Genomic DNA, 23,380 nt, shown 5'->3' with positions numbered 1-23,380 from the left:
ATTCTTCCGCCGGAAATTCGGAATCATCACAGCGGCAATCATATTTGGACTCAGCGGCTTTGTACGTACTTCCGCGGGCAGGAAGCCGCCCGCTTTGAACAATCCGCGGGCAAAGAAACTCCCCGGACTTCTACCTTCAGGATTCCGGGAATTGCCGCCGATCCGGTCCTCAGAAATTTCATACTGTTCCTCCCCCGCCGCGCTCTGCCGCACGACTGTCAGTAATCTTTTCCTGAATTATTTTCAGTTTGGATTATTATAGCATTGACCGCTCCGAATTACAAGTAAACGCCTGCTGTATTCTCCCCTCGAAGGTTGAAATTGGATGCGGTCTATGCTATGCTTTATGGGATGCGATAGACATCATTGGAGAGAGATTTTTATGAATTATTGTCTGGTATTGCTGACAAAAAAATATCCGTTTGATTCCGGAGAGGAATTTATAGAAAATGAAATTCCTATCCTCGCCAAAACGTTTCGGCACGTTGTTTTAATTGCAACCTCGGTTTCCGACCGGGGCGAACAGACCCGGCCGGTTCCGGACAACGTGGAGATTCACGCTCTGCGCGCTTCCGGAATTCGCCGTTCTCTTCTGCCATCCCTTGCCGGCTCCTTTTTGCTTCCCCTCCCGGCGGTTGTTTCGGGGCTCGACCGCAAAGAAGCGAAAGAGTCCTTTCGAAGAAAGCTGTTTTGCCTGTACTTTCTGGCAAAGGCCGGGCAGGTATACAAAAGATGCCGAAAAATATTGTTCGACAAGCATCTGGACTCTTATGACGGCGTCACCTTTTACAGCTACTGGCTTTATGACACCGCCCTGGCGGCGGCGAACCTGAAACGGGAATTCGGCTTGAAAAACAGCCGTGCGGTCAGCCGCGCGCACCGCTATGATCTTTACGCGGAACAAAACCCGTCCGGATTCCTTCCGATGCGTGAGTACCTTCTCCAGAATCTGGACAAGGTTTATCCCTGTTCTGTGGACGGTGAAAACTATCTTGTTGAGCGGCACCCGCAATTTTCCAAAAAAATTCGAACGGCCTATTTGGGAACCCGGGATCACGGCGTTTCACCCGAAAAGGAAAGCGATGTCTTTCACCTGGTCAGCTGCTGTCACATCTCCCCGGTGAAACGGGTCGACCTGCTCGCCCGCTCTCTTGCGACGCTGAAGGAAAGCGGCCTGAAACTGAAATGGACGCATTTCGGGGGCGGCGAGGGACTCGAGGGCCTTCAAAACTACGCGAAAGAAAATCTGAGTTTCATGGAATGCCGTTTTGAGGGCGAAACCGGCAATGCCAGCCTGATGGAGTATTACAAAAAAACGCCGATCGACTGTTTTGTGAATACCAGCAGTTCCGAAGGGCTGCCCGTCAGTATTATGGAAGCCATATCCTTCGGCATCCCCGTCATTGCGACCGACGTGGGCGGCACGGTGGAAATTGTAAGGCCTGATCAGAACGGCTGGCTTCTTCCGGCTGATTTCAGCCCGGAACAACTCGCCGGCAAAATAGAATTACTGTGCCGGATGCCGCCGGAAGCACGCAAGAAAATGCGCAACGCAAGCCGCGGCCTGTGGACTGAAAATTTTTGCTCCGAACAGAACTATTCGAACTTCGCGGCTGAAATATCCGCCAAAAATCCTTAACGTATGTAGACTCCGCCGATCGGCGGAGTCTTTTTATTAAAATATATTTGCGATACTTGGAATTTCGGACTCATTCAAATAGGAAATCTGCTCGATGCTGCGATCACAGTCCGCAAGGAACTGTTCCGTGCCTCCGTACTGGCAGAGCATAGGCAGCCCGGCCAGCGTCTGATCGATTGCCTCAAGTTTGGAGTGAGGCATATAAGTGCAAAGAACCGTGTGCATGGAGCGCCAGTCGTCCCCTGCTTTGCGGCTCAGCTGAACCGCTGTTTCGGTTTCTCCGCGCAGTTCCGCGCTTTTTGCCTCCGTAACGGTTTGAATCATCCGGGTGCTGATTTGATTGGTATAGATGGTCCCCAGGATACAAACGCCTGTAAGAACAATAAAAATGCCCAGTGAAATCCAGACGCGTTTCACTTTCCCTCCTCCTTTTTCACAATGAAAAAGTCGCCCTTGGTATTGGCAGTCATAAGAAAAACATCCTCGGTGGAAAGATGCTGTCCCCGCAGGACGCCGTCAAGCCAGTCTTTATTTTTTTGGCATAGCTGCAGCGAAAAATCTGAAATAACGCCGTCGCTGACCACAACGGTCTCAATCCCGTTGTCCGGAAGAGGAACCGCCAGCATCCCTGCCGTCGGCTGTTCCTTTTCCGGTTTTTTGATCACACTCATCTTGCCGTTGGTCTCAACAATCGCATAGGCAACATCCTGAATGCTGAACACGTTTTTCTGCCGAAGCTGCTCACTCAGGTCTTCCGTCGTCATTCGCAGGCGTTTCATCTCATTCTGCTGAACTACACCGTTGTTTATGACAATGATCGGCTTGCCGCAGACAAGCTTGCGGAATTTTACATTTTTCAGCATCAGCGCGGAAATGACGATTTCAAACATAACCAGCGCTGCGATCGGAATCAGTCCGCTGGCAAGCGGCTGCCCGGAATCCTGCATCGGTATGGAAGCAATATCCGATATCAGCAGAGTTACAACCAGTTCACTGGTCTGCAGTTCGCTGATCTGCCGTTTTCCCATCAGGCGCACCGCCAAAATAACCACCGCATACAACATTAATGTGCGGATAAAAGAAATTGTCATTCTTATCACCGCAGTTAGTATAAACGGCAGATTCCACATTATGTATCGCCCGGCGCGGACACTCAGGCGTTGGTCGTTACAAAACCGATCACATCACCCCCTGCCGCTGAGATGCGGCTGCAGGATTCTTTCAAATCGTTAAAAGGCGTGGAACCGTATTTTGCGGTAAGAATGACCGACCGGGCATACGGGGCAAGACTTTCCGCATCCGAAAAGCGAATCTCTGAGGGAGCATAAAAAACCACATAGTCGTAGGATGCCGCCGCTTCTTCCGCAAATTTCAAAAAACCTTCTGTGGAAAAAAGGTCGGACGGATTGACTCCGGAAACCGGCGAACCGGAGACAAGACTGAGGCCGGTTGTCTTCTGAACCGGAACAACGGCCTGCTGTAAACTGCAGTCACCTTTTAAAACCTCATTCAGCGTTTTTTCGGGCTTGATTTTCAGCTGAGAAGCTAACTTCGGGCTGCGAAGGTCACAGTCCACCAGAAGAACAGATTTTCCCGTCATGGAAAGAGCGGCGGAAAATCCGGCCGCGACCTGATCTCCTCCGTTGTGCTCGCACACATTCGCCACAAGAAAGCTGCGGTTCTCTCCGCACGAGTTCAGGGCAGCGGAACGAAGAGAGCGAAGTGAGTTTCCCCTGTCCCTTAACTCCTGCGGAATCTCCGCAAGCAAGCGCACTTTCAGCATTTCCTCCGCAAATCTGCTGTTCCGGATTGTCTTATCGCTCAGGACCGCCAGAATTCCGAAGCAGACAAATACGATAAATCCAAGAACAGCGCTCAGAAATCCGGCTTTCACCATGGAGGATTTGATCGATTGGGGCTTCACCTGCTCGGCATGGTCGCTGATGCCCGCGGTCAGAACCGGGTCCGGAAAATGCTGTACCAGTTCCTCCATGAGCAGTTCGGCCGCGGTGTCGGAAATCTGGGCGGCCTTCGCCGCGTTGGTAGTGCTTACGGTCAATTTAACCACCGGAGAAGAATTTTCCATTTCTGCCGTTATTTTTGCGATTTCCGACTTGTCAACTCCGACTTTTTCGGCGGTTTGAGCCAGAAGGTCGTCGCCGGAAGCCAGCGGAACGGCGCTCTGAACACGGCTGTAAAGAATATTGGTATACTGAAGATGATAGTCGCTGTCTGCTCCGTTCGGCACACCGCAGGTCACAGTAAAGGTTGTGCTGCTTTGGTAAACATGGTGTCCGAATTTCAGCGGCAAAAGGCCGCCGACAACGCCGAACGCCAAAACCACAAGGATAAATCTCATCCAGTTTTTTCTGTAAAAATGCATAATTTCAGAAAAGCTAACAAACAGTTCCATTGGTATCCTCCCATATGCTTTCTTTTTCAGACGCCCGCAAAAGCAAGCACCTGCCCGAGAATGGTTTTCCAATCATAGTTCCGCCGTGCGAATTCCCTTTCCTGTTCGGAAAGGGACGGGTCATCCCGGCAGCGGAGCGCAAATTCTACCGTCCGGCCAATGTCGACCGCAGATGAGTCATTCGGCAGACGAAGCGCAAACGGAGGATTTCCGTCCAGCGCGTCGTCCTCATAGGCATAAAGAAAAGGCAGCCCCGCCGCGCAGTATTCCCTCGCCTTCAGCGAAGAGCATCGGGTCAGACCGCGGCGGTAACATCCAAGCGACGACACGCCGAGGTCGGCCGACGCGTACACGCGCATCAGCTCCTCGCCGCGCAGAAAGCCCCTGCACTCCACATCCTCCTCAAGTCCCCTGCTTCTCACGTCTTCCAGAAAAGCGGGCATTTCTTTGCGGTCCCCGCCGACCAGCACAAAACGGACACGGGGGTCTTCCGGCTTTTTCCGTTCCCGGTAGACCCTCATCCCCTCCAGAACACGGTCGTACGCCTGCCACCAGAGCGTTCCGGCAACCCCGACGAGGACGATTTCTCCGCTGTCCCCTTGGTGCCGGGCAAAAGAGAACTCGTCCACGTTCACTCCATTGGTGATATTGACGGCCGGCAGCCCGAAAAAGCGATCCGAGCGGTCGCCGATCAAAACCGCCGCGTCGGCGCATTCGCGAAGGCGGCAGCCCGCCAATCGGTCCTGCGCGGCCGTACAAAGAACTTTCAGCAGCGTGACCGCCTGCCTCTGAATCGGCCGGACTCCCTTCACACTGCGCAGATAGTCCATTATATAAGGATAGTTCGGGATTTCCACGATCACGCGGCGCGTCCCGTTCTCTTTCAATTTGCGGCAAATGCGGATTACGTCAAAGCTGATGCGGTCCAGCCGAAGATAGGCGACGTCAAAGCGATGATCGGTTAAATAGTCCAGCGCCGCCTGGGAAAACCGGTGCATTCTGCGGAATCCTCTCGTTACGGGAACACTGAGGGTTTCACCGCCCTGGAAGAAGATAAAGCATTCGTTTTTCCAAAGCGTATGGGTAACCTTGTATCCGAGCTGTTCAAAGGCGCGAACCTGCCATTCGATTTTTCTCGTCACACCCAAATACAGTTCAGCATCCTCCTGAAAGGTCAGATAGAACAGTTTCATCGGGATAGCACCTCATAAAATTCAGGATAATTTCTCTCGGCGCTGAAGGAACTGCGCCAGATGGAGCGCGAGTTCCCGCAGAGCTTTTCATAGTTCTCTTCCTCCATGGCACGGACATGTTCCAGCATGCCGAGAAGCTCAGAGGGATCGAACTCCGCCTTCAGCAGGAACCCGTTCTGCCCGTCTTTCACAATTTCCCCGGTTCCGCCCACATCGGTCGCAATGACAGGGAAGCCAAACGAACAGGCCTCCATAATGGAAACCGGAATTCCTTCGCTGGAGCTGACGTTGACAAATACGGACACTTCCTGCTGTTTATAAAAATCCAGGACATCCGCGTTTTTCATCGCGCCCGGAAATTCCACACGGACGCAGGGAGGCAGGGATTTTGCCAGTCTTTTCAGCTCTCCTTCCATCGGGCCGGAGCCGATATGCGTCCATTTCATCGGAAAATCAGCTTTGCGCAGCGCTTCCGCGATCAGAGGAAGGCGCTTAACCGGAACCATGTAGGAACAGGAGACAAGATGGAATTCCGTTCTGCAGCCTCCGCGGCAGCCCTCGTCCGGCGTGCCCAGATGAGCCGTGCGCACCTTGCCGGCGTACTGCGGGTAACGGCTTCTGAGAATTCCCGCGCCTTCGTTGGAGCAGGGAAAAACGGCCGAAGCGCTTTTCAGCAGATAACTTCTCATCGGAAGATAGCGGTGCGCGCTCCGTTCTTCATGAATGTCAAAGCCGTGCGCGCGTGAAACAAGTCTTGCTATTTTTCCCTTCGCACGGAGATATTCCGCAAGCAAAGCACCTGCCGCGGCCGCGTCATAGAACCAGTAGCTGTACACGGTGACGTCATCGGCGGACAAAATCAATTCTTCCCGAATCAGAGCCTGGAAAATGCTCATCGCGTTTTTCATGAAAAAGAGCGTTTCGTGCGCTCTTGCTATGGACAGCCTTTTGGTGCGCATCAAATCAAAAAGTTCCGCGCGAACACAGGGCAGCCGAAACAGGGACGCATATTCCGCCCTGCCGACGGCAGCGCGCTTCAGGGGAATCCATTCAACCCCTTGCGGCAGAGAGCGGGTCTTAACGCTGTTTTCTTTCAGTCCGCAGGGGCAGACCAGAATTTTATCAAATCCGCTTGCATAGCGAAGCTCATTTTCAAGGAATTCCTCACCGCCGTCAAACGGAAAAGTCGAGGTGAGAAGCAACAGCAGTTTCACGGATGCTCCTCCCCCAGCCCCTGCGCCCGCTTTACTGGGCGCACGTGGGTCCCCAGCCGGAAAACAAAAAGTGCGGCCAGATAAACTGCAACGTAAAAGCAAAGATAAGTCAGATTAAAGACGTTTGTCACCCATAGAAACGCAAAACTGCGGGGAATATAAACAAAATCCCTGAGCGCGATCAGGCAGGAAGCCATTACGATCCAAGACCTGGTCAGCATGGAGGCAAAAAAACGAAGGATCAGCCCCACGCCTGCTCCAACGATGATCACGCCTAAAAAGCCGAACGCGACATAGGATTCCGCAACAAAAGAAGTTCCAAACCCGCCGCCCGACAGATAGCGAAGCGGATCGACCAAATAGGTCAGGGCATGGGCGTAATTGTGCGTGCCGACCACAAAGGCCGTGGTCTGGACTTCGAGAATCGGTGATAATCCGAACAGGGACCTCGTAATCAGATTATTATGGACAAACAGCTCGAACGGATAAAACAGGTACTTCCATGTCATGCCGTGATCAAACAGATCCCAGTTGTTGACCGTTTGGACAACCACGCGGAAGCTGGCTCCCTGGGAATAGAGAAAATTCACCACGGTATCCAGAAAACTCCGGTGAGACAGCAGTCCGTAAGCACGAATTTCGGCCAGAAGCTGGAGCAGATACATTGCGATGACCGCAAGAATTCCGCCGCCGACCACCGTCCGTTTTTTAAAAATACGCTCTGATTTCTCATTCAGCGAGTCCCGAAGGACGAAATAAATCAGAATCGTAATCGCTTCGCAGACAAAGGTATTTCTTCTTCCGGTAAACAGGGTTGCGAGCAGATAAACGCCGTAAACCGCCATCGGCAGCTTAAGCTGTTTCCGGCTTGGCATGGTGGCGAGAAAAACGGCAAACGACGGAACAAAAAACATGGAAAGCCGGCTGACCGCGGATGGAATGCTTGCGGCGTTAACCTGAGTGAAGGAACCCAGATATCCGCTTCTGAGGACATTGAGAATGGACTCCATCAGCGTATAGAAGGAAGCCAGAGAACTGCCCAGCAGAACAACCGTACTGATCTGCCGGATGATCGGAAGCAGCGGGTTTTGCGACACGGCGGCCCAGCCGTTTTCTCTGACGGATTTCTCCCGTTTGGCAAACATCGGCCCGGCCAGCCGATAAGCGGCATAAATGCTTAAGAGACAAAGCGTAACAACCTGGAGCGCGACAAACAGATTATAAAAGTTTTCCGCCTCCAGATAATAAAGGATTTCAGAATAATGTGCCAGAAAAGACACATAGACGCGTCCGAGCAAAAGAATATTGTATGTTCCGACAAAGACAAGAAAGGGAAAATCGCGCCGAACATTGGGAATCAGATCACAGACAATGGCAAAATTCATTACGATATTCGCGGCAAACATCAGATTCGCGGCGGTCTCATAAAAAAAACCGCCGAACGCCGTCAAAAGATCTGCCGTAAGCATCAGCAGCAGGGTAGTACCGAACAGGATCGTATTCCTGAAGCCGCTTTTTGCCGAAAATCCCGTCATGATACTCCTCCATTTTACTATCCATATGGAAAACATTACTAAACCGATTATACCATTAAATCGAAATATTGCCAGCTTTCGGCGGAAAATTCATTTAGCTCTCATTTTTTCCGCCGCTTCCCGGCTCGGTTCTGCGAAAACGGTTTTATTTTTTACATAAATCACCATGCCCGGCTTCGCCCCCTGGGGTTTGGACACATTTCTTACAAGGGTATAATCCACCGCGACATTGGAGGATTCCCTGCCGCGGCTGTAGGTGGCCGCGAGAAGAGCGGCCTGCGCAATGCCGACGGGGGTCGCCTCCCTCCCCTGAGTAAACAGGACGACATGGGAACCTGGGATATTTTTTGTGTGGAACCAAAGATCGTTTTTGCCGGCCTGCCTGAGTGTGAGAAGATCGTTCTGGCTGTTGTTTCTTCCGACCAGAATGCGAAACCCGTCGGAAGATTCGAACTGCATCGGCCCCTGAACGGCAGACCGCCGCTTCGTTCCCCTCTGCACACGGAGATATCCTTCTCCGGCGAGCTCTTCGCGAATCTCGTTCAGGTCCCTCTCGTCTGCGGCACGGCTCAGCTCTTCAAACACCGTATCCAGATACGCAAGCTCATGCTCCGCCCGCTGAATCTGCACGGTAAGAATTTCCTCCGCCGTGCGCTGTTTGCGGTATTCCTTGTAATATTTCTGCGCGTTTTGCGCCGGGGAGAGGGTCGGATCCAGCGTAATGGTAATGTTCGGCTGCCCTTCCTCATAAAAATTCTCCAGTACGGCGGAGCTCCATCCCTTTTCCAAACGGTACAGGTTGGCGTTAATCAAATCGCCGTATATCCGCAGAATATCCCGTTTCGCACACTGCTCCAGCTCTGCCCGCTGTGCGTTGATTTTTCTGCTCAGGCGGTCGGAGGCGTTCGTGAGAACCCTCAAAAGGTCCTGGGACCGTACTTTCATGCGGGCGATACGGTCGCGTTCCTCGTAAAAATCGTCGAGAAGAGCGGAAAAGCTCTCCTCCTGCCTGACAATCGCCGCGCTGCCATATTGACCGATCCGCAGGAAGGAGAAATCAAGCGGTTTTCCGTCCGACGCACGCGCGATCCACGGAGCGCCGGAAACGTCCCCAACCGTGCCGGAAACGCGTTCCAGAAAAAAGGCGAGACGATCCCATTGTTCCGGCGTCATTGCGCGCAGAGTCATTTCTTTGCCGTGCCCCGTGAGAAAAGCAAGTTCCCTGCAAACGACTGGCGACACGCCCTGAAGGGCGGAAAGCAGCGCCTTGGAAAGCTCCATATCCCCGGGAATCGCCCGCAGACGGGCCAAAATCTCATCCCGGCCGGACGACAGCAGGCACAGCTTGTCCTGCGGCGGCGGCAAACGGTACGGAAGGCCGGGCAGCACCAGCCGTCCGGAGGTCATCCCCGCGTCAACCCTCCGCAGCGCATCGACGATGGCGCCGTCGCCGTCGATCAGAATAATATTGCTGTAACGGCCCATAACCTCCATGGCGACGGTAAGCCTGACGGCGTCGCCCAGCTCGTTCACCGTGTCAAAGTCCAAAAAAAGAAGACGTTCCAGCTGCGGCTGTCTGATGCCGGCAAGGCGCGCCCCCGAAAGTTTTTTTCTCAGCAGCATGCAGAGCATCGGAGGTTCTTTGGGATTTTCAGGTGCATGGCGGGTAAAGTGAATGCGCGCGCTGTCTGCCCTTGCGGACAGAAGCAGACGAAACGCGCCGTCCCTGGTCCGCAGCATCAGCAAAATTTCTTCCCGATTTGGCTGATAAATTTTATCCACTCTGGCTCCGGCCGCCGTTTCTTCGATTTCGCGCTTCAGATGACGCAGAAACGCCCCGTCCAGTGCCATTCTTTTCCCTCCGTATCGTTATAGATAATGTGCCGGCCCGTGCATTGCACCCGACCGGATAAACCTGACATCCTGAAAACGTTCCCCAAGCTTCTGCATCAGGAACGGAATCACCGGATCCTCCGTTTCGAAATGACCGGCCTCAACCATCGTGACGCCGAGGCTCTCCGCGTCCAAAAGAATGTTGTGCTTGCATTCTCCCGTGACAAACGCCTGGCATCCGGCCTGAGCCGCGTCGTAAAGATATTCGGCTCCGCCGCCGCCGCATAGTCCGACCGAGGTGATCCGCCTTTTCCCGTGCGTAAAGCGGACGCCCTCGCACCCAAGCGCGTTCTTTACAAACTCGGCAAACTCTCGGGGACCGTACTCCCGGTCCGTCTCGCCGCAAAGCGCCTCGGCGAGGCCGCACGCCGAATTCTCGCGCAGCATGCGGACATTTTTCAGTCTGAGGCGTTCGGCCAGGCAGTCGTTGACGCCGCCGGGCGCCATGTCGAGATTCGTATGAGCGCAGATTGCGGCAATGGAACTGCCGGCCAGCAGATAAGGCACGGAATTTGTGTTCAGCTTTTTCAGCGGATGAAAAATCACCGGATGATGACTGATAACCAGCTGCGCCCCCAACCCGGATGCTTCCAACACGACTTCAGGCGTAATATCCAGGGAAAGGACGGCGGCGGTGACCTCAGTGTTTTCATCCCCGACCAATAAGCCGGGGTTGTCGAAGCTCATTGCCGTGCGAAACGGGGCAAAACCATCGATAAACCGATAAATATCGCCTGTAGTTGTCATAACGCAACCCCTCTTCTCATGAAACCGATTCGGATTTCAGAATTTTATCAATTTCAGCCGCAAGGGACATAAAATGCCTCGCTTCCTGGATGCTCCCGGTTTTAAGAAGCCCGTTTGCACGCTTTTCCAAGCGCCGTTTTTGAATCGTCAAATACTTTTTTCCGCTCTCCGTTTCCGCCGTCATTCTGCCGATATAACGAAAAAGCTCGTTTTCCCGCGGCTGCCGCGGACAGAAAGAAACCTGCATGACGGAGTAAACATGGCCTTCTTCTTCGACGGCCTGCTCCCGCAGTACAAAATATCCTTCGCGGGCAAGGTATGTCCGCAGTTCCTCCGCTTTTGTCATGGGCTGAAGAATCAGGCGGCGTTCCGGTTCCCGCAGCCAGGGGGCCTGCTCCAGAATCTGAACCATCATCAGGCCGCCCATCCCCGCGATGACAATATCCTCGGCCTCACAAGGCTCGATTTGCTCCAAACCGTCCGAAAGGCGTACCGAAACAACATTCGAAACACCGTAGCGTTCAATGTTGGCGCGGGCTCTGCTGAGAGGACCTGGCCGAAGATCGGCGGCTACGGCGCTGCGGACCAGTCCCTGCTTTGCAAGCCAGACCGGCAGATAGGCGTGGTCGGTTCCCACATCCGCAAGCGCTGTGCCGCGGCGAACCAGAGAAGCGCAGAGCGCGAGCCGGTTTCCCAAAGAAAACAAAGGGCGCTTGCAGCCGGACATGCCGGACGGCCGCCCGGCAGAGCTTCTGTCGGGCGGCCGTTTGCTGTTACTGGCGGGCGGCGAGGTGTTCATTCAGCTTCTGAACCATTTCCTCAACGTCCACGCCGTGAACGACGCAGGCTTCTTCCAGCGATTCGCCGCGCGAAGCCGGACAGCCCAGACAATGCATTCCCATCTCCATAAAAAAGGGCACCGTGCTTTCGTCAAGATCCAGAATCTCTCCGATTAAAGACTGTTTTGTAATTGATGTCATCGTTGTATCCTCCAAGAATAGGTAAAATTCATAAAAAAGGGACACGCTTATTATAATACCCATGCAAAATCTTTGCAATACCTTTCTACAGGCGGGCGATACTCCTATCAACCAATCACCAATTAATGGGTGCCTGTAAAAAAACTTTCGTTTATAAATTACAAATCCCCAACCATTTTTATTGATATCTGAGAATGATGCTAGTATACTGGACTTGTTAGCGCCTTAGCAAATCTGTCAAAAACGGGAGGAAAACAAATTGACATCGTATCACTTTTTATTTGATTTGGCTTTGATTCTGCTCAGTACCAAGCTTTTCGGCCTGCTGACAAGAAAAGTCCAGATGCCTCAGGTGGTCGGCGCTCTGCTCGCGGGCCTGATTCTAGGGCCGGCCATGCTGAACATCCTGAAGGAAACTGATTTTATTTCAAAAACCGCTGAAATCGGCGTTATCGTCCTGATGTTTACGGCAGGGCTGGAGACCGATTTTCAGGAAATGAAAAAGACGGGAAAAGCGTCTTTTCTGATCGCCCTGGTCGGCGTTCTCATCCCACTGGCCGGCGGTTACGCTGTGGCGGCAATGTTTAACAAAACCATGCTGCCCCAAGTCGACGTCAGCCTGTTTCTGCAGAATATTTTTATCGGAGTCATTCTTACGGCGACCTCCGTGAGCATTACAGTCGAAACGCTGAATGAAATCGGTGCGCTGAACACCCGGTCCGGAAACGCGATTCTCGGGGCCGCGGTGATCGACGACGTGCTCGGCATTGTCTGCCTGACTATCGTCACCAGTGTCGCGGATCCTTCGGTCAATATCGTGATCGTCCTGCTGAAAATCGTCGGCTTCTTTATCTTCGCGGGCGTCGCGGGATACATATTCTATCTTCTGTTTACCAAAATGATTAATCGGAGCGACAAGGATCTGCGGCGTTATGTTATCCTTGCTTTCGTTTTCTGTCTTTTGCTTTCTTACTGCGCAGAGCGTTTTTTCGGTGTAGCCGATATTACGGGCGCATATATTGCGGGCCTGATTCTTTCGAACACCAAGGAGACCAAGTACATTACTTCCCGCTTCAACACCGTTTCCTATGCGCTTCTCTCCCCGATGTTCTTCGCCAGCATCGGCATTAACGTTACCTTACCGGAAATGTCATCTTCTATTCTATGGTTTTCCGTTCTGCTGACGATCGTCGCCGTTTTAACCAAGATTGTCGGCTGCGGACTGGGGGCCAGATTATGCAGGTTCACAGGAAGGGAAAGCCTCCAGATCGGCGTAGGCATGATTTCCCGCGGCGAAGTAGCCTTAATTGTAGCAAATAAGGGATTCGCACTGAAAATGATGTCCCCCGTTTATCTGGGTCCCGTTGTTTTGACGGTGATTCTGACGACGATCCTGACCCCCATTCTTCTGAAAATCGTGTATCGGAACCAGGACCTGACGCACAATTCTCCGGAAATGTTCGAAAATAAAGTCGGCGAACATTATCAGGCTCAGGAAAATTACGATAAAGGATAAACGCTGAGACACCGCATAAAAAGCTTCTCCGCCTCAATGGCGGAGAAGTTTTTTATCATCATATATTTTCCGCAGGATAGTACCAGTTGTCCCCTTCCTGCTTTTTCGCAATATACATCGCACGGTCTGCCTTTACAATCAGTTGATCGATCGAATCCCCGTCCTGCGGGTAAAAACTGACTCCGACGCTCAGACAGATTTCCACCGAAATCCCATTGCAGACAATGGCATCCCGCTTTGCCTGAAGAATCTTGGACACGACGATTTTATAATTGTCAGGTGCGTTAATCTGCGGAAGCAGGATCAGAAATTCGTCTCCCCCGTAACGGGCCACAACATCGTTTCTGCGCGTTGCCGCAGTCAGGATTCCCGCAACCTGAACCAGGACCTTGTCTCCGGCTTCATGGCCGTATGTATCGTTGATCTGCTTGAAATTATCCACATCGATAAACATGAGTCCAAGGACCTCATGATTCCGCTCCGCCGCGCGGAGAAATTTTTCCGCCAGTTCATAAAACAGCGCCCGATTGGCAACCCCGGTCAACTGGTCGTAATAGGCGAGGCTTTGAATGGCTTTTTCCTTCTGTTTCAGCTCCTGATTCAGAAGGCGAAGCTGACTGATGCTTTCTCTGAGCTGACGAATCCGCTCGAAGGAATCCGTCACCTCCGTAAATTCCAGAAGAAGGCGTTTTTGGTCCTCTTCCATAAAACGGGTTACCCTGATATTGTATTTTTCTCGGCTGTCGATTAATTTTTCATGCATGGCGGCGGAAAAAAAAAGGCTATGCCCCTGCTCCAGCGCATCCATCAGGGAAATTTGAAAATACGGGCTGTTAAAACCGGGAATAAGCTCCGGCAAACTGCCGCACTTTCTATCTTCACTGTGTCTTTTTATAAAGCGAAGCATAAAGCGGTTTTGAAATAATATTTTCAGCTTCTCATCGACAATGAGAATTCCAAGATTCAGATGATCCAGCACCTCATGAGTAACCGTATCCATTAAAGCCCCGCCTCAATTCCGTCAAGCAAACGAAACAGCTCCTGAAAGGATTCCACCATTAAATCAATGATAACCGCACCCTCTATTTCTGTATCGTCGATCAGGAAAGTAACAAACAGGATCATAAAGGAATGGTTTTTTTCACCGTCGAGATCTTTGTTGAAATCGATCCGATTATAGACCGCCACCTGTGGAAGGTCATAGTTCAGCTGAATATTGATCAAATTTCCAAGTTCTCCGAGGATACAGTTGAGCAGAATATTCCCGATTTCCCGGATCACGTCAAAATCGACATCGGTAAAAGCGGTGTCTTCCGGCGCAAGAGAGCCTTCTCCGGAGCAAAGGGCCACAAATTTCTTTATTTTATCGGCCGGAAACACCAGGTTTGCTTTTCCCGTCAGGCTATTTGTAAAGGAAATCGTCGATACCATCAGCGCCGCATCGAAAAATCCTGAGAACTGATCGCCGAGCTGTTCGCCGGACTCGGTTTCAGGAATTATGATTTTGGGTATCTGCAGCGCAATCCTTTTTTGGACAATTTCGGATAACATATCCGCCGCTTTCCCCATGCCGATATTAAACAGCTCGCTTAAAATATCATAACGAAAGCATTCCCGATCCATTTTTATCGTCCTTTATCATCCGGTCGCACAGCAACCGCATTTTTTCATCATTCAGGGGTTTGTTGACAAAAGCCAGAACATTCTGCGCCTCGATTTCCTCCCGAACGCTTTTCTGGACATCCGCGGTGACAACAACAACGCCGGAGCCGCCTTCCTTCTGAACGATGCGAACCAGTTCAGCTCCGCTTAATTTCGGCATTAAAAGGTCGATGAAAATAAAATCCGGTTTCAGATTCCGAAATTTCTCCAGGCCTTCCTCCCCGTCGGAAGCAAAACTGATTTCTATAACCTCACCCTGCATAACTTTTTTTAATAAATTAGCGGTTACTTTTTGAGAAAAAACAGAATCATCCACTATGAGGACATGAATCATAACGTTTGTTCAGCCTCCAGCAGTTATCGAAGCAATAAGAAATAATAAGACAATTTTCTTAATCATAACATGGCGACAAAGCAATGTCAATAAAACCGTTGAAAGTGACTGCTGCAGCGCGAATTTTAACATTGCCGGAAGCTGCCGCAAAAATAAAAAAAGCAGGGAAAAGAGACAATAAACCCTTCTCTTTTCCCCGGCAGACTTTCATTTTTACGATTCAAAAAACACTCTGATTCCTTCGTAGGTCATATAGATGTCCAGCTTGGAAACGACTTCAAAGGGAGAATGCATGGACAATACCGGAACTCCGATGTCAACCACGTCAACATTCAGATTGGCGACATACATGGCAACCGTTCCGCCGCCGCCGGCGTCCACCTTTCCAAGTTCACCGATCTGCCAGAGCACCCCGTTGGCCTCAAACAGGCGCCGGATTTCCGAGACAAATTCGGCGGAAGCTTCGCTGGAGCCGCTCTTGCCGCGTCCGCCTGTATATTTGCACATTCCAACCCCTCCGTTCAGGAAACAGGAGTTGGCCGCCTCGTACACGTCAGCATAGTTCGGATCGTACGCAGCCGTCACGTCGGCGGAAAGACATTTCGAACGGCTGAGGACGTGCCGTCCCTCCAGACCCTCGGCCTGCGCCAGATCGGCGATAAAATAACGCATAAACTGGCTGTTCAGGCCCGTATTTCCGTCGCTGCCGATTTCTTCCTTATCCGCAAGGACGCTCAAAACCGTGTGTTTCGGAGTTTTCATCTGAAGCGCGGCCATCAGAGCCGGGTAAGCGCAGACTCTGTCGTCGTGCCCGTAAGCGCCGATCATGCTGCGGTCAAATCCGATGTCCACGGCGCCAAACGCGGGAACAAGCTCCAGGTCGGCGGATACGAAATCTTCTTCCGTCATTCCGTATTTCTCATTAAGAATTTTCATCAGGTTGAGTTTTATCAGATTTTCGCCTTCCTCCACACGAACCGGACGGCTGCCGGCCAGTATGTTCAGGTTCTCTCCCTCAATCGCCTTGGAAAGTGTTTTCTGCATCTGTTCGGACGCGAGATGGGGCAAAAGATCTGTGACGGTAAACTGAGGATCGCCCGGTTCTTCGCCGACACGCAGGTCCACATGAGTGCCGTCTTTCAAAACCACCCGTCCGTGCAGGGACAGCGGAACAGCCGTCCACTGGTACTTTTTGATTCCGCCGTAATAATGTGTTTTAAACAGCGCCAGCCCGTCCTTCTCATAGAGCGGATGGGGCTTGAGGTCCAGTCTGGGGGAGTCGATATGCGCCGCGGCAATCCTCACGCCGTCGCGGCATCCTTCTTCTCCGATTACGGCCAGAATTACCGCTCTGTTCCGGTTGTTGTAATAAACCCGGTCTCCGGGCTGATAGTGCTTTCCCTGTTCATAAGGGACAAAACCGGCCTTTTCCGCCGCGTCAATGGCGAAGCACGCCACTTCCCGCTCCGTTTTTGCCCGCCCGATAAAGCTGCGGTAGCCCTCGCAGAAGCGGTCCGCCTGCTCGGCCTTTTCCTTCGGCACCTTAGCAAAACCGTTTTTTCTGTCGATCAGAAGCTTTTTGGTCAGTTCCTTGATTTCTTCACTTTTTTCCATGGTTCGACTCTCCTTTATATTTGATAAAGTTTTTTATACTTTTCATAGCTTTTCATAACGGCGTCCGCATAATTTCTTGTTTCCGAATAGGGAATCCGGGTTAAAGTTTTCCCGTCCGACGAGATTTCGGAATTCCTGAGCCAGCCGTCCACCGTTCCGGATCCCGCGTTATACGCACAAAGGGCGGTGCGAAGCACTCCGTATTTTGTCACCATCATGGACAAATACCGGCACCCGTAGCGGATGTTAACCTCCGGTTGAAGAAGATCCTGTTCGGTATAATGGTCGTTCTGGCTTTCCTGAAGCCAGTTGAACGTGTCCGGCATTAACTGCATCAGGCCAAGCGCTCCGGACCGGGATTCCGCTTCCGCGTCAAAATTGCTCTCCGATCGAATCACCGCGTAAACAAGCGCGGGCTCCAGCCCGTATTCCCCGGCATACTTTTCGACATAGTCAGAATAACGAAGCGGATAGACCGATTTTTCAAAACGGTTGAACCCGATTCGGAGAGCCAAAGCAGCCGCAATCAGCAGGGCCGCCAGCAGGACTAGTGACTTCCAGAGTTTTTTCTTTTTAGAGCGCTTCATTCTCCTCCCCCAGAATTTGTTTCAGCAAGCAAGAGACGCTTGCCTCCAAAATATCATAACCGATAGAGCCGCTGAAAACATGCCCGGCTCGCTTTTCATAAAATTCATTCGGATTCTGCGCACTCATGCGTTCCTTCGCCGCTTCCTCCGACAAGCCGTCGCGATTCATAATCCTTTTCAGCCGGGATTCGGCCGGAGCCGTCACCGCGACGCTTGTGTCGCAAAGCGAATCGGCGCCGCTTTCAAACAGGAGGGGAGCGTCAAGAATCACGGCGACGGAATCGCCGCTCTGCAGCTCCTGAATCCGCCGCACCGTCTCTTTCAGAATAACGGGATGTGTAATCTGATTCAAACGGAGGGTTTTTGCCGGGTCGGCAAACGCCCGTTTCGCAAGCAGACGCCGGTCGAGCCGTCCGTCGGCATTCACAAGATCCGCCCCGAACTCCTCTTTCAGCTCCGCCAGACACTCCGCGTTCTGAACGGCTTCCCTCGCCAACAAGTCCGCGTCGATTACGGCGCAGCCAAGCTTTTGAAAAACCGACGCCACGGTGGATTTTCCCGCCCCGGTCGGTCCCGTCAGCCCGATGACCGGCTTAATCAAGCTGCAGCACCTCGAATCCCGCCGCCCGCATCAGTCGGTTGTAAACGGCAAGGCCGACCCCGTCGGGAGCCGGACAGCGCGCGTAAACCGTTTTTGCCCCGAGATCGTCCAGCCGCCGAAGGGCCTCAAAAAGCTCCCTTGCCTGCGCTCCGGTGTCTTTTTCCGCTCCGTAGCATACGGCCGGGACCTTCAGCAGTCTGTCCTCGCCGTCGTAGCAGAGCGCCGCAACGCCCGGTTCCGCGTGAGAATTTACAAATGCAAAATAAGATTTTTCGCCGCCGCTCAGAATCACCACATTCGCCTTCGGGGAATAATGCTTGTATTTCATCCCGGGCGACAGCGGTCTCGCCCCCTTTGGCAGAGGGTTCATGACGGCAGGATCCACGTCCACCCGGCCCAGCACGGCCCGCAGCTGATCCAGTGTGATTCCGCCGGGTCTGAGCAGCCGCGGCGGGTCGGAAACCAGCGTTACGATTGTGGATTCCACACCGACTCCGCAGGGGCCGCCGTCCAGGACGGCGTCGATTTTACCGTCCATGTCCCGCATCACATGCTCCGCCGTTGTGGTGCTGGGCAAACCGGACCGGTTTGCAGAAGGCGCGGCGATAGGGACATCCGCGGCGGTGATCAGAGCCCGCGCAACCGGATGCGAGGGAAAGCGGATTCCAACGGTCGGCAATCCTGTGCTGACCTCGTCCGGAATCAGTTCCGATTTCTGCAATACCATGGTGAGCGGCCCGGGCCAATACGCCCGCGCAAGCTTTTTCGCCGATTCAGGCAGATTTGTAACCAGCCGGTCAATCTGTTCCATGCCTGAGATATGGACGATCAGCGGATTGTCCTGAGGCCGGCCTTTCGCTTCAAAAATTTTTTTGACAGCCTTTCCGTCCAGTGCGTTTGCGGCAAGGCCGTAGACGGTTTCCGTCGGCATACCGACAAGGCCGCCGTTTCTTATTATATGGGCCGCGGTTTCAATCGATTCGCCTTTCGCCGCGTCAAGGTAAACTGTTTTCATTTTATTCTCCAGAATTTGTTCCGTTTTCAGCAGAGTTCTTTAGTTTTTCCGCCCGGTCCGCCGCGATCAGAGCGTCCAGAATTTCATCGAGGTCCCCATTGAGGACCGCATCCAGCCGGTACAGCGTCAGGCCGATCCGGTGATCCGTCACGCGTCCCTGCGGATAGTTGTAAGTGCGAATCCGCTCCGAACGGTCGCCCGTTCCAACCTGAGAACGTCGTTCGGCCGCCACCTGATCGTCCTGTTCCTTTTGTTTGATTTCATATAATCTGCTGCGCAGAATTTTCAGAGCCCTGTCCTTGTTTTTGTATTGGCTGCGTTCGTCCTGACACTCCACCACCATGCCGGTGGGAAGATGGGTCACGCGGATGGCGGACGATGTTTTATTGATGTGCTGGCCCCCGGCGCCGCTGGAACGGAACGTGTCGATTTTCAGATCGTTCGGGTCCAGTTCAAACTCCACCTCCTCAACTTCCGGCAGCACCGCAACCGTCGCTGTCGAGGTGTGAATCCGTCCCTGCTGCTCCGTCTCAGGCACACGCTGAACGCGGTGGACCCCGCTTTCGTATTTCAGGCGGGAGTAAGCTCCGTCGCCCGTTATCATAAAGCTGATTTCCTTAAAGCCGCCCAGCTCGGTTTCATTGGCGTTCATGATTTCCGTCTGCCAGCCCCTTGACTGGGCATACATGCTATACATACGGTACAGAACGCCGGAGAACAGGGCGGCTTCCTCCCCGCCCGCTCCGCCGCGAATTTCAACAATGACGTTTTTTTCATCGTTCGGGTCGCGGGGAAGCAGCAGAAGCTTCAGCTCTTCGCCGATGCGTTCGCGGTCCGCGCGCGCCGTGCTGATTTCTTCTTCCGCCATATGCCGAAGCTCCCGGTCGGACTCATCCTCCAGAATCTGTTTCGCTTCGTCTTCCGCTTCCTCGGTTTTCCGGAATTCGCGGTATTTTTCCACAATCGGTTCGATGGAACGGACCTCTTTCATCAGTTCCCTCGATTGCTCCGGGTCGCACGCCACGACCGGGTCACATAATTTCCGGTTCAATTCTTCATATCGTTTTTCAAAGACCGTCAAGTTTTCAAACATCACAATTCTCCTTTGTTTTTAAGCAGTGAATCCAAAGGAGAGCTATAACTCATCCTGGCTGGTTTCCCGGATGATTTTTTTAATATTCTTTTCGCACTTCAAACGCGGAACCATAATTTCATGGCCGCATTTTTGGCAGCGGATTTTAAAATCCATGCCGGAGCGCAGCACCAGAAACGTATTGCATCCGCACGGATGCGGCTTCTTCATCTGAAGTACGTCTCCCGGTCTGACGTCCATGGGCGCACCTCTCTTCCATCGCAATTAAAAGACCACAGTCTTTAGTATAGACCAAAATTCGCCAAACGGCAATATCCGCCGTGCAGTTTTTCAGGCGACTTGCGGTTTGCCCAAGTTCGGCATATAATAAAGCCATTCTGAACGATAAGGCTGGGATTATTATGGGAACCAAAGAGCAGATTCTCAATCGTCTTCGTGAAAACGGAGAGTACATCTCCGGGGAGGAACTCAGCGAACAATTACATGTTTCCCGCACGGCGGTTTGGAAATACATCAACTCGCTGAGGGAGGAAGGTTACGGCATCGTTTCGGCGACAAACCGCGGATACCGTCTGGAAAGCTGCCCGGACCGTTACTCAGAGGCCGAAATCGGCGCCGGTTTGGAAACGGAGTTTTTAGGCAGGAATATTTACTGCTTCGATACAATCGATTCGACCAATGAGGAAGCAAAGCGCCGAGCGCTCACCGGCGCTCCGAACGGCAGCGTATTTGTTTCGGAACAGCAGACCGGGGGCAAGGGCCGCCTTGGCAGAAGCTTCGCTTCCCCCGCGGGAACCGGACTGTGGTTCACCGTTCTGCTCCGGCCCGGAATCCTGCCGCTGCGCGTCTCCGTCACGACCCTGCTTTCGGGGCTAGCCGTAGCCAGAGCCATCCGCTCCCTTTCCGGATGCGACGCCAGGATCAAATGGCCGAACGACGTCGTCATCGGGAGCAAAAAGGTCTGCGGGATTTTGACGGAAATGACGGCAGAGGTCGACCGCATTGAATTCGTCGCGGTCGGAATCGGGGTCAACGTAAACAACACGGCTTTTCCCGAGTCCCTGAGGGAAAAAGCTATTTCCATCCGCATGGCGGGCGGAAAACCGCTGCGGCGCGTTTCTCTTTTGCAGGAAATTCTGATTCAGTTTGAAACTCTGCTGAAACAAAACGCCGAAGCAGACCCCGCGTTTTGGGAAGAATACAAAAGCTTGTGCGTCTCCCTTGATCGCCAGGTCGAATTCACACGCAGAGGCGCGCAGGTAAAGGGAGTCGCCGCGGACATTTCCAGCGGCGGCGAGCTGATCGTCGAACTGGAAGACGGAACAAGGGAAACCGTCACTGCCGGAGAAGTCAGCGTACAGGGGATCTACGGGCATTAAATGACGGCGTCCAGCGCAAAGTCAGCGCGGGCGCCGCTTTTTTATGAACTGCGAAACTGCCTAACCGTGTTGCGGCTTCGTTAAGTTACATGATATAGTTGCGTGATCGTTCCAAGGTCATGCGTATTCCCTTCGTCGTCCACCAAATAAGTCTGGATTTCATAGCGGTATTCGGAGAATGCGAACGTGCCGTTCGGGTAATAAGCCTCCCGGCGCGTCCTTTGGACGCCTCCATGGAAATAGGAAGAACCGCCGACGTAGGCCAGGCCCTGAAACGCCACGGCGATTTCCGACGCGGCAACCTGTGTTACCTTATCCGGCATCAGAGGGGTAAGCACCGCGGCAAACAGGCTCATGGCCTCTGCAGTATCTTTAAAGCTGAAAGTGCTCCAGCCCCAACAGCCGCATTCGTTCCACGGGCCATAGAAAAGCCCCGGAACCGCGCCCTCCCCCCGACCTCCGGTCAGAAGGGTTTGAAACCACATCGTCTTATCTGCTGAAATCAGGATGAGACAGCGTGAAAGCCAACGCCAAACCGACAGCATTCTTTTTGTTTTGATCATCTCATTACCTCCTTGATTTTACCACGGTTGACTGGCTTACAACAGCAGAAAATCCTTTCGCCGAAATCAGAACATTGGAATCACATCCTTTCCATTCAATCGTCTCTCTTCCGCGGACTTTCCGGCGGGAAAGCGGCGCGTGTCCGCAAATTATCTTCTTATCGTTAAAAACCTTGGTTGTTTTTTCCATCAAGCAATATAACCACTTGGCGACACGATTTGTTACAAAAGAAATTTAAATTTGTAGCAATCAATAAAATTGATATCTTACTTTTGTGAGTTATAATGGATTTTCAAAATTTCAGCGTAAAAAGCAACGCCGGGTTCGGATAGAACCGGGCGTTGCTTTCATATTTTATTGGAAGCGTATCAAATAGGCTTTCATGGTTTAAAACTCATTCGTTACATATCAAGATCAATCTCTACTAAATAAGGGGGTAAGAATTCCTGCATCCTGCGCTTCTTTCATTATCGCAATTCCTTCAAGCGATTTATAATCTTCTTTGCAAAGTTATCTATAATTGAAAGCCTATCTAATATTCTAAGACGCCCATATATCCTGTACTAAATATATCAAAGACAACTTTGTGTCAAAAACGATATATAATTTAGTTTGACTATAGGATTTATTTAAAACTTTCCATTGATAATCATGAGAGAAATTGGGATATTTTTGTGTATCTACGTCTAATATTTTCAGAATCGCAATCATCTGCTCCTGCATCTCCGTGCTTTTTTGTGAGGACATTTTTTCTAAGAACGGTGCATCTCCCTGCGTGTCTGTTCCATTCAACGCATAAATTTCATATGTTTCCCTGTCACCCGTGCCGCCGGTTTCTGACACGGAATATTGCTTTTTAAAATTGCTCGGTACGATGAAACCCCAATCCTGATACATTCTAGTATCCGACGTAAAATACCCATAAAGGAAAAAACCGAGTGGAACCCCTAAAATGATCAAAAAAACAAGGATGATTCCCCGGTTGGATTTTTGCACGTTAATTCCTCCAAGCAATTATTTTCTTCCCTTTTTTCTAACCGTGAGCCTGTATTTTGGAAGCGTACCTTCCCAAAGCTAACCTGTTCCCTGAACGGAACTTAAATTCGAAGTCCTTCGGAAGACGGTCCGATAAAGAGCCATGATGAAAAGCCAGCAAACCGCAAATAAAATACCGCCAAAAATGCTGAGAGGACCGTGAAGCGGATGAAAGGCGAATTCCGTCAGCGCCGGAAGAAGAAGAATTCCAAGCGTAACAGGGAAAACAATGCGGAAACGCAGAAATCCATAGATTGTGTACCATCCAGCGAGAAAAAGCAGCATCAGATAGAAAAGACGATCGCTTTGAATCGGAATGGAAAACATTTTGACTCCTGTTTCTAATCCTTGAAAAATCGTGATATT

The 23,380-nt window shown here is 51.9% G+C and carries 25 protein-coding genes; 3 read left to right on the top strand and 22 right to left on the bottom strand.

From position 1 onward, the window contains the following. The first annotated feature begins 382 nt into the window (after positions 1 to 382). On the top strand, positions 383 to 1,639 hold the full coding sequence (locus CAFE_RS00530) for a glycosyltransferase (RefSeq protein ID WP_066643409.1): 1,257 nt from the start codon (positions 383 to 385) through the stop codon (positions 1,637 to 1,639). Between the two features lie 36 nt (positions 1,640 to 1,675). Here the strand turns inward: CAFE_RS00530 and CAFE_RS00525 are convergent, their stop codons facing one another. From CAFE_RS00525 to CAFE_RS00480, 10 genes are all read right to left on the bottom strand, one after another. Further along, positions 1,676 to 2,056, bottom strand: coding sequence for a DUF4363 family protein (locus CAFE_RS00525; RefSeq protein ID WP_066643407.1), 381 nt, complete (start codon positions 2,054 to 2,056; stop codon positions 1,676 to 1,678). Next, on the bottom strand, positions 2,053 to 2,730 hold the full coding sequence (locus CAFE_RS00520; RefSeq protein ID WP_066643406.1) for a DUF421 domain-containing protein: 678 nt from the start codon (positions 2,728 to 2,730) through the stop codon (positions 2,053 to 2,055). Before CAFE_RS00520 ends, CAFE_RS00525 begins: the two co-directional genes overlap by 4 nt. A gap of 62 nt (positions 2,731 to 2,792) precedes the next feature. Beyond that, on the bottom strand, positions 2,793 to 4,052 hold the full coding sequence (locus CAFE_RS00515) for a tyrosine-protein kinase domain-containing protein (RefSeq protein WP_066643405.1): 1,260 nt from the start codon (positions 4,050 to 4,052) through the stop codon (positions 2,793 to 2,795). 26 nt (positions 4,053 to 4,078) lie between these two features. Next, positions 4,079 to 5,245, bottom strand: a complete 1,167-nt coding sequence (locus CAFE_RS00510; RefSeq protein ID WP_156989477.1) for a glycosyltransferase — start codon at positions 5,243 to 5,245, stop codon at positions 4,079 to 4,081. Continuing rightward, positions 5,242 to 6,459: a glycosyltransferase gene (locus CAFE_RS00505; RefSeq protein WP_156989476.1), complete on the bottom strand. Its 1,218-nt coding sequence runs from the start codon at positions 6,457 to 6,459 to the stop codon at positions 5,242 to 5,244. The genes CAFE_RS00510 and CAFE_RS00505 overlap by 4 nt, the downstream gene beginning before the upstream one ends. Next, a complete protein-coding gene (locus tag CAFE_RS00500) occupies positions 6,456 to 7,994 on the bottom strand; it encodes an O-antigen polysaccharide polymerase Wzy family protein (protein WP_066643393.1) in 1,539 nt (512 codons plus the stop codon). The genes CAFE_RS00505 and CAFE_RS00500 overlap by 4 nt, the downstream gene beginning before the upstream one ends. A gap of 90 nt (positions 7,995 to 8,084) precedes the next feature. Further along, a complete protein-coding gene (locus tag CAFE_RS00495; RefSeq protein WP_156989475.1) occupies positions 8,085 to 9,845 on the bottom strand; it encodes an Rqc2 family fibronectin-binding protein in 1,761 nt (586 codons plus the stop codon). Positions 9,846 to 9,863: 18 nt separating this feature from the next. Then, positions 9,864 to 10,634, bottom strand: a complete 771-nt coding sequence (locus CAFE_RS00490) for a Nif3-like dinuclear metal center hexameric protein (RefSeq protein WP_156989474.1) — start codon at positions 10,632 to 10,634, stop codon at positions 9,864 to 9,866. A 16-nt stretch (positions 10,635 to 10,650) separates the two neighbouring features. Then, positions 10,651 to 11,361 carry a class I SAM-dependent methyltransferase gene (locus tag CAFE_RS00485; RefSeq protein ID WP_156989473.1) on the bottom strand — a complete coding sequence of 237 codons (711 nt, stop codon included), beginning with the start codon at positions 11,359 to 11,361 and terminating at the stop codon, positions 10,651 to 10,653. A 46-nt stretch (positions 11,362 to 11,407) separates the two neighbouring features. Further along, entirely contained in the window at positions 11,408 to 11,614 is a 207-nt protein-coding gene (locus CAFE_RS00480; RefSeq protein WP_066643382.1) for a DUF1858 domain-containing protein, read from the bottom strand. Between the two features lie 259 nt (positions 11,615 to 11,873). Here CAFE_RS00480 and CAFE_RS00475 point away from each other — a divergent pair, with 259 nt between their 5' ends. Next, positions 11,874 to 13,130 carry a cation:proton antiporter gene (locus CAFE_RS00475; RefSeq protein ID WP_066643380.1) on the top strand — a complete coding sequence of 419 codons (1,257 nt, stop codon included), beginning with the start codon at positions 11,874 to 11,876 and terminating at the stop codon, positions 13,128 to 13,130. 58 nt (positions 13,131 to 13,188) lie between these two features. Here CAFE_RS00475 and CAFE_RS00470 read toward each other — a convergent pair whose 3' ends face one another. From CAFE_RS00470 to CAFE_RS00430, 9 genes are all read right to left on the bottom strand, one after another. Continuing rightward, positions 13,189 to 14,130 carry a GGDEF domain-containing protein gene (locus tag CAFE_RS00470; RefSeq protein WP_066643378.1) on the bottom strand — a complete coding sequence of 314 codons (942 nt, stop codon included), beginning with the start codon at positions 14,128 to 14,130 and terminating at the stop codon, positions 13,189 to 13,191. Continuing rightward, complete coding sequence (locus tag CAFE_RS00465) at positions 14,130 to 14,753, bottom strand: chemotaxis protein CheC (RefSeq protein ID WP_066643376.1); 624 nt, start codon at positions 14,751 to 14,753, stop codon at positions 14,130 to 14,132. The genes CAFE_RS00470 and CAFE_RS00465 overlap by 1 nt, the downstream gene beginning before the upstream one ends. After that, positions 14,728 to 15,126 carry a response regulator gene (locus CAFE_RS00460; RefSeq protein ID WP_066643367.1) on the bottom strand — a complete coding sequence of 133 codons (399 nt, stop codon included), beginning with the start codon at positions 15,124 to 15,126 and terminating at the stop codon, positions 14,728 to 14,730. Before CAFE_RS00460 ends, CAFE_RS00465 begins: the two co-directional genes overlap by 26 nt. Positions 15,127 to 15,339: 213 nt before the next feature. Next, positions 15,340 to 16,740, bottom strand: a complete 1,401-nt coding sequence (locus CAFE_RS00455; protein WP_066643360.1) for an aminopeptidase — start codon at positions 16,738 to 16,740, stop codon at positions 15,340 to 15,342. A 14-nt stretch (positions 16,741 to 16,754) separates the two neighbouring features. Next, the gene (locus CAFE_RS00450) at positions 16,755 to 17,327 is read right to left on the bottom strand and encodes a lytic transglycosylase domain-containing protein (protein ID WP_066643358.1); all 573 of its coding nucleotides are present in this window, start codon (positions 17,325 to 17,327) and stop codon (positions 16,755 to 16,757) included. Next, positions 17,314 to 17,928 carry a dephospho-CoA kinase gene (gene coaE / locus CAFE_RS00445; RefSeq protein ID WP_066643355.1) on the bottom strand — a complete coding sequence of 205 codons (615 nt, stop codon included), beginning with the start codon at positions 17,926 to 17,928 and terminating at the stop codon, positions 17,314 to 17,316. Before coaE ends, CAFE_RS00450 begins: the two co-directional genes overlap by 14 nt. Continuing rightward, entirely contained in the window at positions 17,921 to 18,943 is a 1,023-nt protein-coding gene (locus CAFE_RS00440; protein WP_156989472.1) for an L-threonylcarbamoyladenylate synthase, read from the bottom strand. The genes coaE and CAFE_RS00440 overlap by 8 nt, the downstream gene beginning before the upstream one ends. Position 18,944: 1 nt before the next feature. Further along, positions 18,945 to 20,036, bottom strand: a complete 1,092-nt coding sequence (prfA, locus tag CAFE_RS00435; RefSeq protein WP_156989471.1) for a peptide chain release factor 1 — start codon at positions 20,034 to 20,036, stop codon at positions 18,945 to 18,947. Between the two features lie 42 nt (positions 20,037 to 20,078). Beyond that, positions 20,079 to 20,276: a DUF951 domain-containing protein gene (locus CAFE_RS00430; protein ID WP_066643347.1), complete on the bottom strand. Its 198-nt coding sequence runs from the start codon at positions 20,274 to 20,276 to the stop codon at positions 20,079 to 20,081. Positions 20,277 to 20,437: 161 nt separating this feature from the next. Here CAFE_RS00430 and CAFE_RS00425 point away from each other — a divergent pair, with 161 nt between their 5' ends. Further along, entirely contained in the window at positions 20,438 to 21,415 is a 978-nt protein-coding gene (locus CAFE_RS00425) for a biotin--[acetyl-CoA-carboxylase] ligase (protein WP_066643344.1), read from the top strand. 80 nt (positions 21,416 to 21,495) lie between these two features. Here the strand turns inward: CAFE_RS00425 and CAFE_RS00420 are convergent, their stop codons facing one another. The 3 genes from CAFE_RS00420 to CAFE_RS00410 form a co-directional block, all read right to left on the bottom strand. Next, positions 21,496 to 21,978 carry a hypothetical protein gene (locus CAFE_RS00420; RefSeq protein WP_156989470.1) on the bottom strand — a complete coding sequence of 161 codons (483 nt, stop codon included), beginning with the start codon at positions 21,976 to 21,978 and terminating at the stop codon, positions 21,496 to 21,498. 541 nt (positions 21,979 to 22,519) lie between these two features. Then, entirely contained in the window at positions 22,520 to 22,975 is a 456-nt protein-coding gene (locus CAFE_RS00415) for a hypothetical protein (RefSeq protein ID WP_156989469.1), read from the bottom strand. Between the two features lie 78 nt (positions 22,976 to 23,053). Further along, positions 23,054 to 23,341, bottom strand: a complete 288-nt coding sequence (locus CAFE_RS00410; protein ID WP_156989468.1) for a hypothetical protein — start codon at positions 23,339 to 23,341, stop codon at positions 23,054 to 23,056. Between the last annotated feature and the right edge of the window lie 39 nt (positions 23,342 to 23,380).

The sequence above is a fragment of the Caproicibacter fermentans genome (assembly GCF_009746625.1).
Taxonomy (GTDB): Bacteria; Bacillota; Clostridia; order Oscillospirales; family Acutalibacteraceae; genus Caproicibacter; species Caproicibacter fermentans.
Note: the sequence above shows the minus strand (reverse complement) of the source record. Positions and strands in the feature narration are given on the sequence as shown.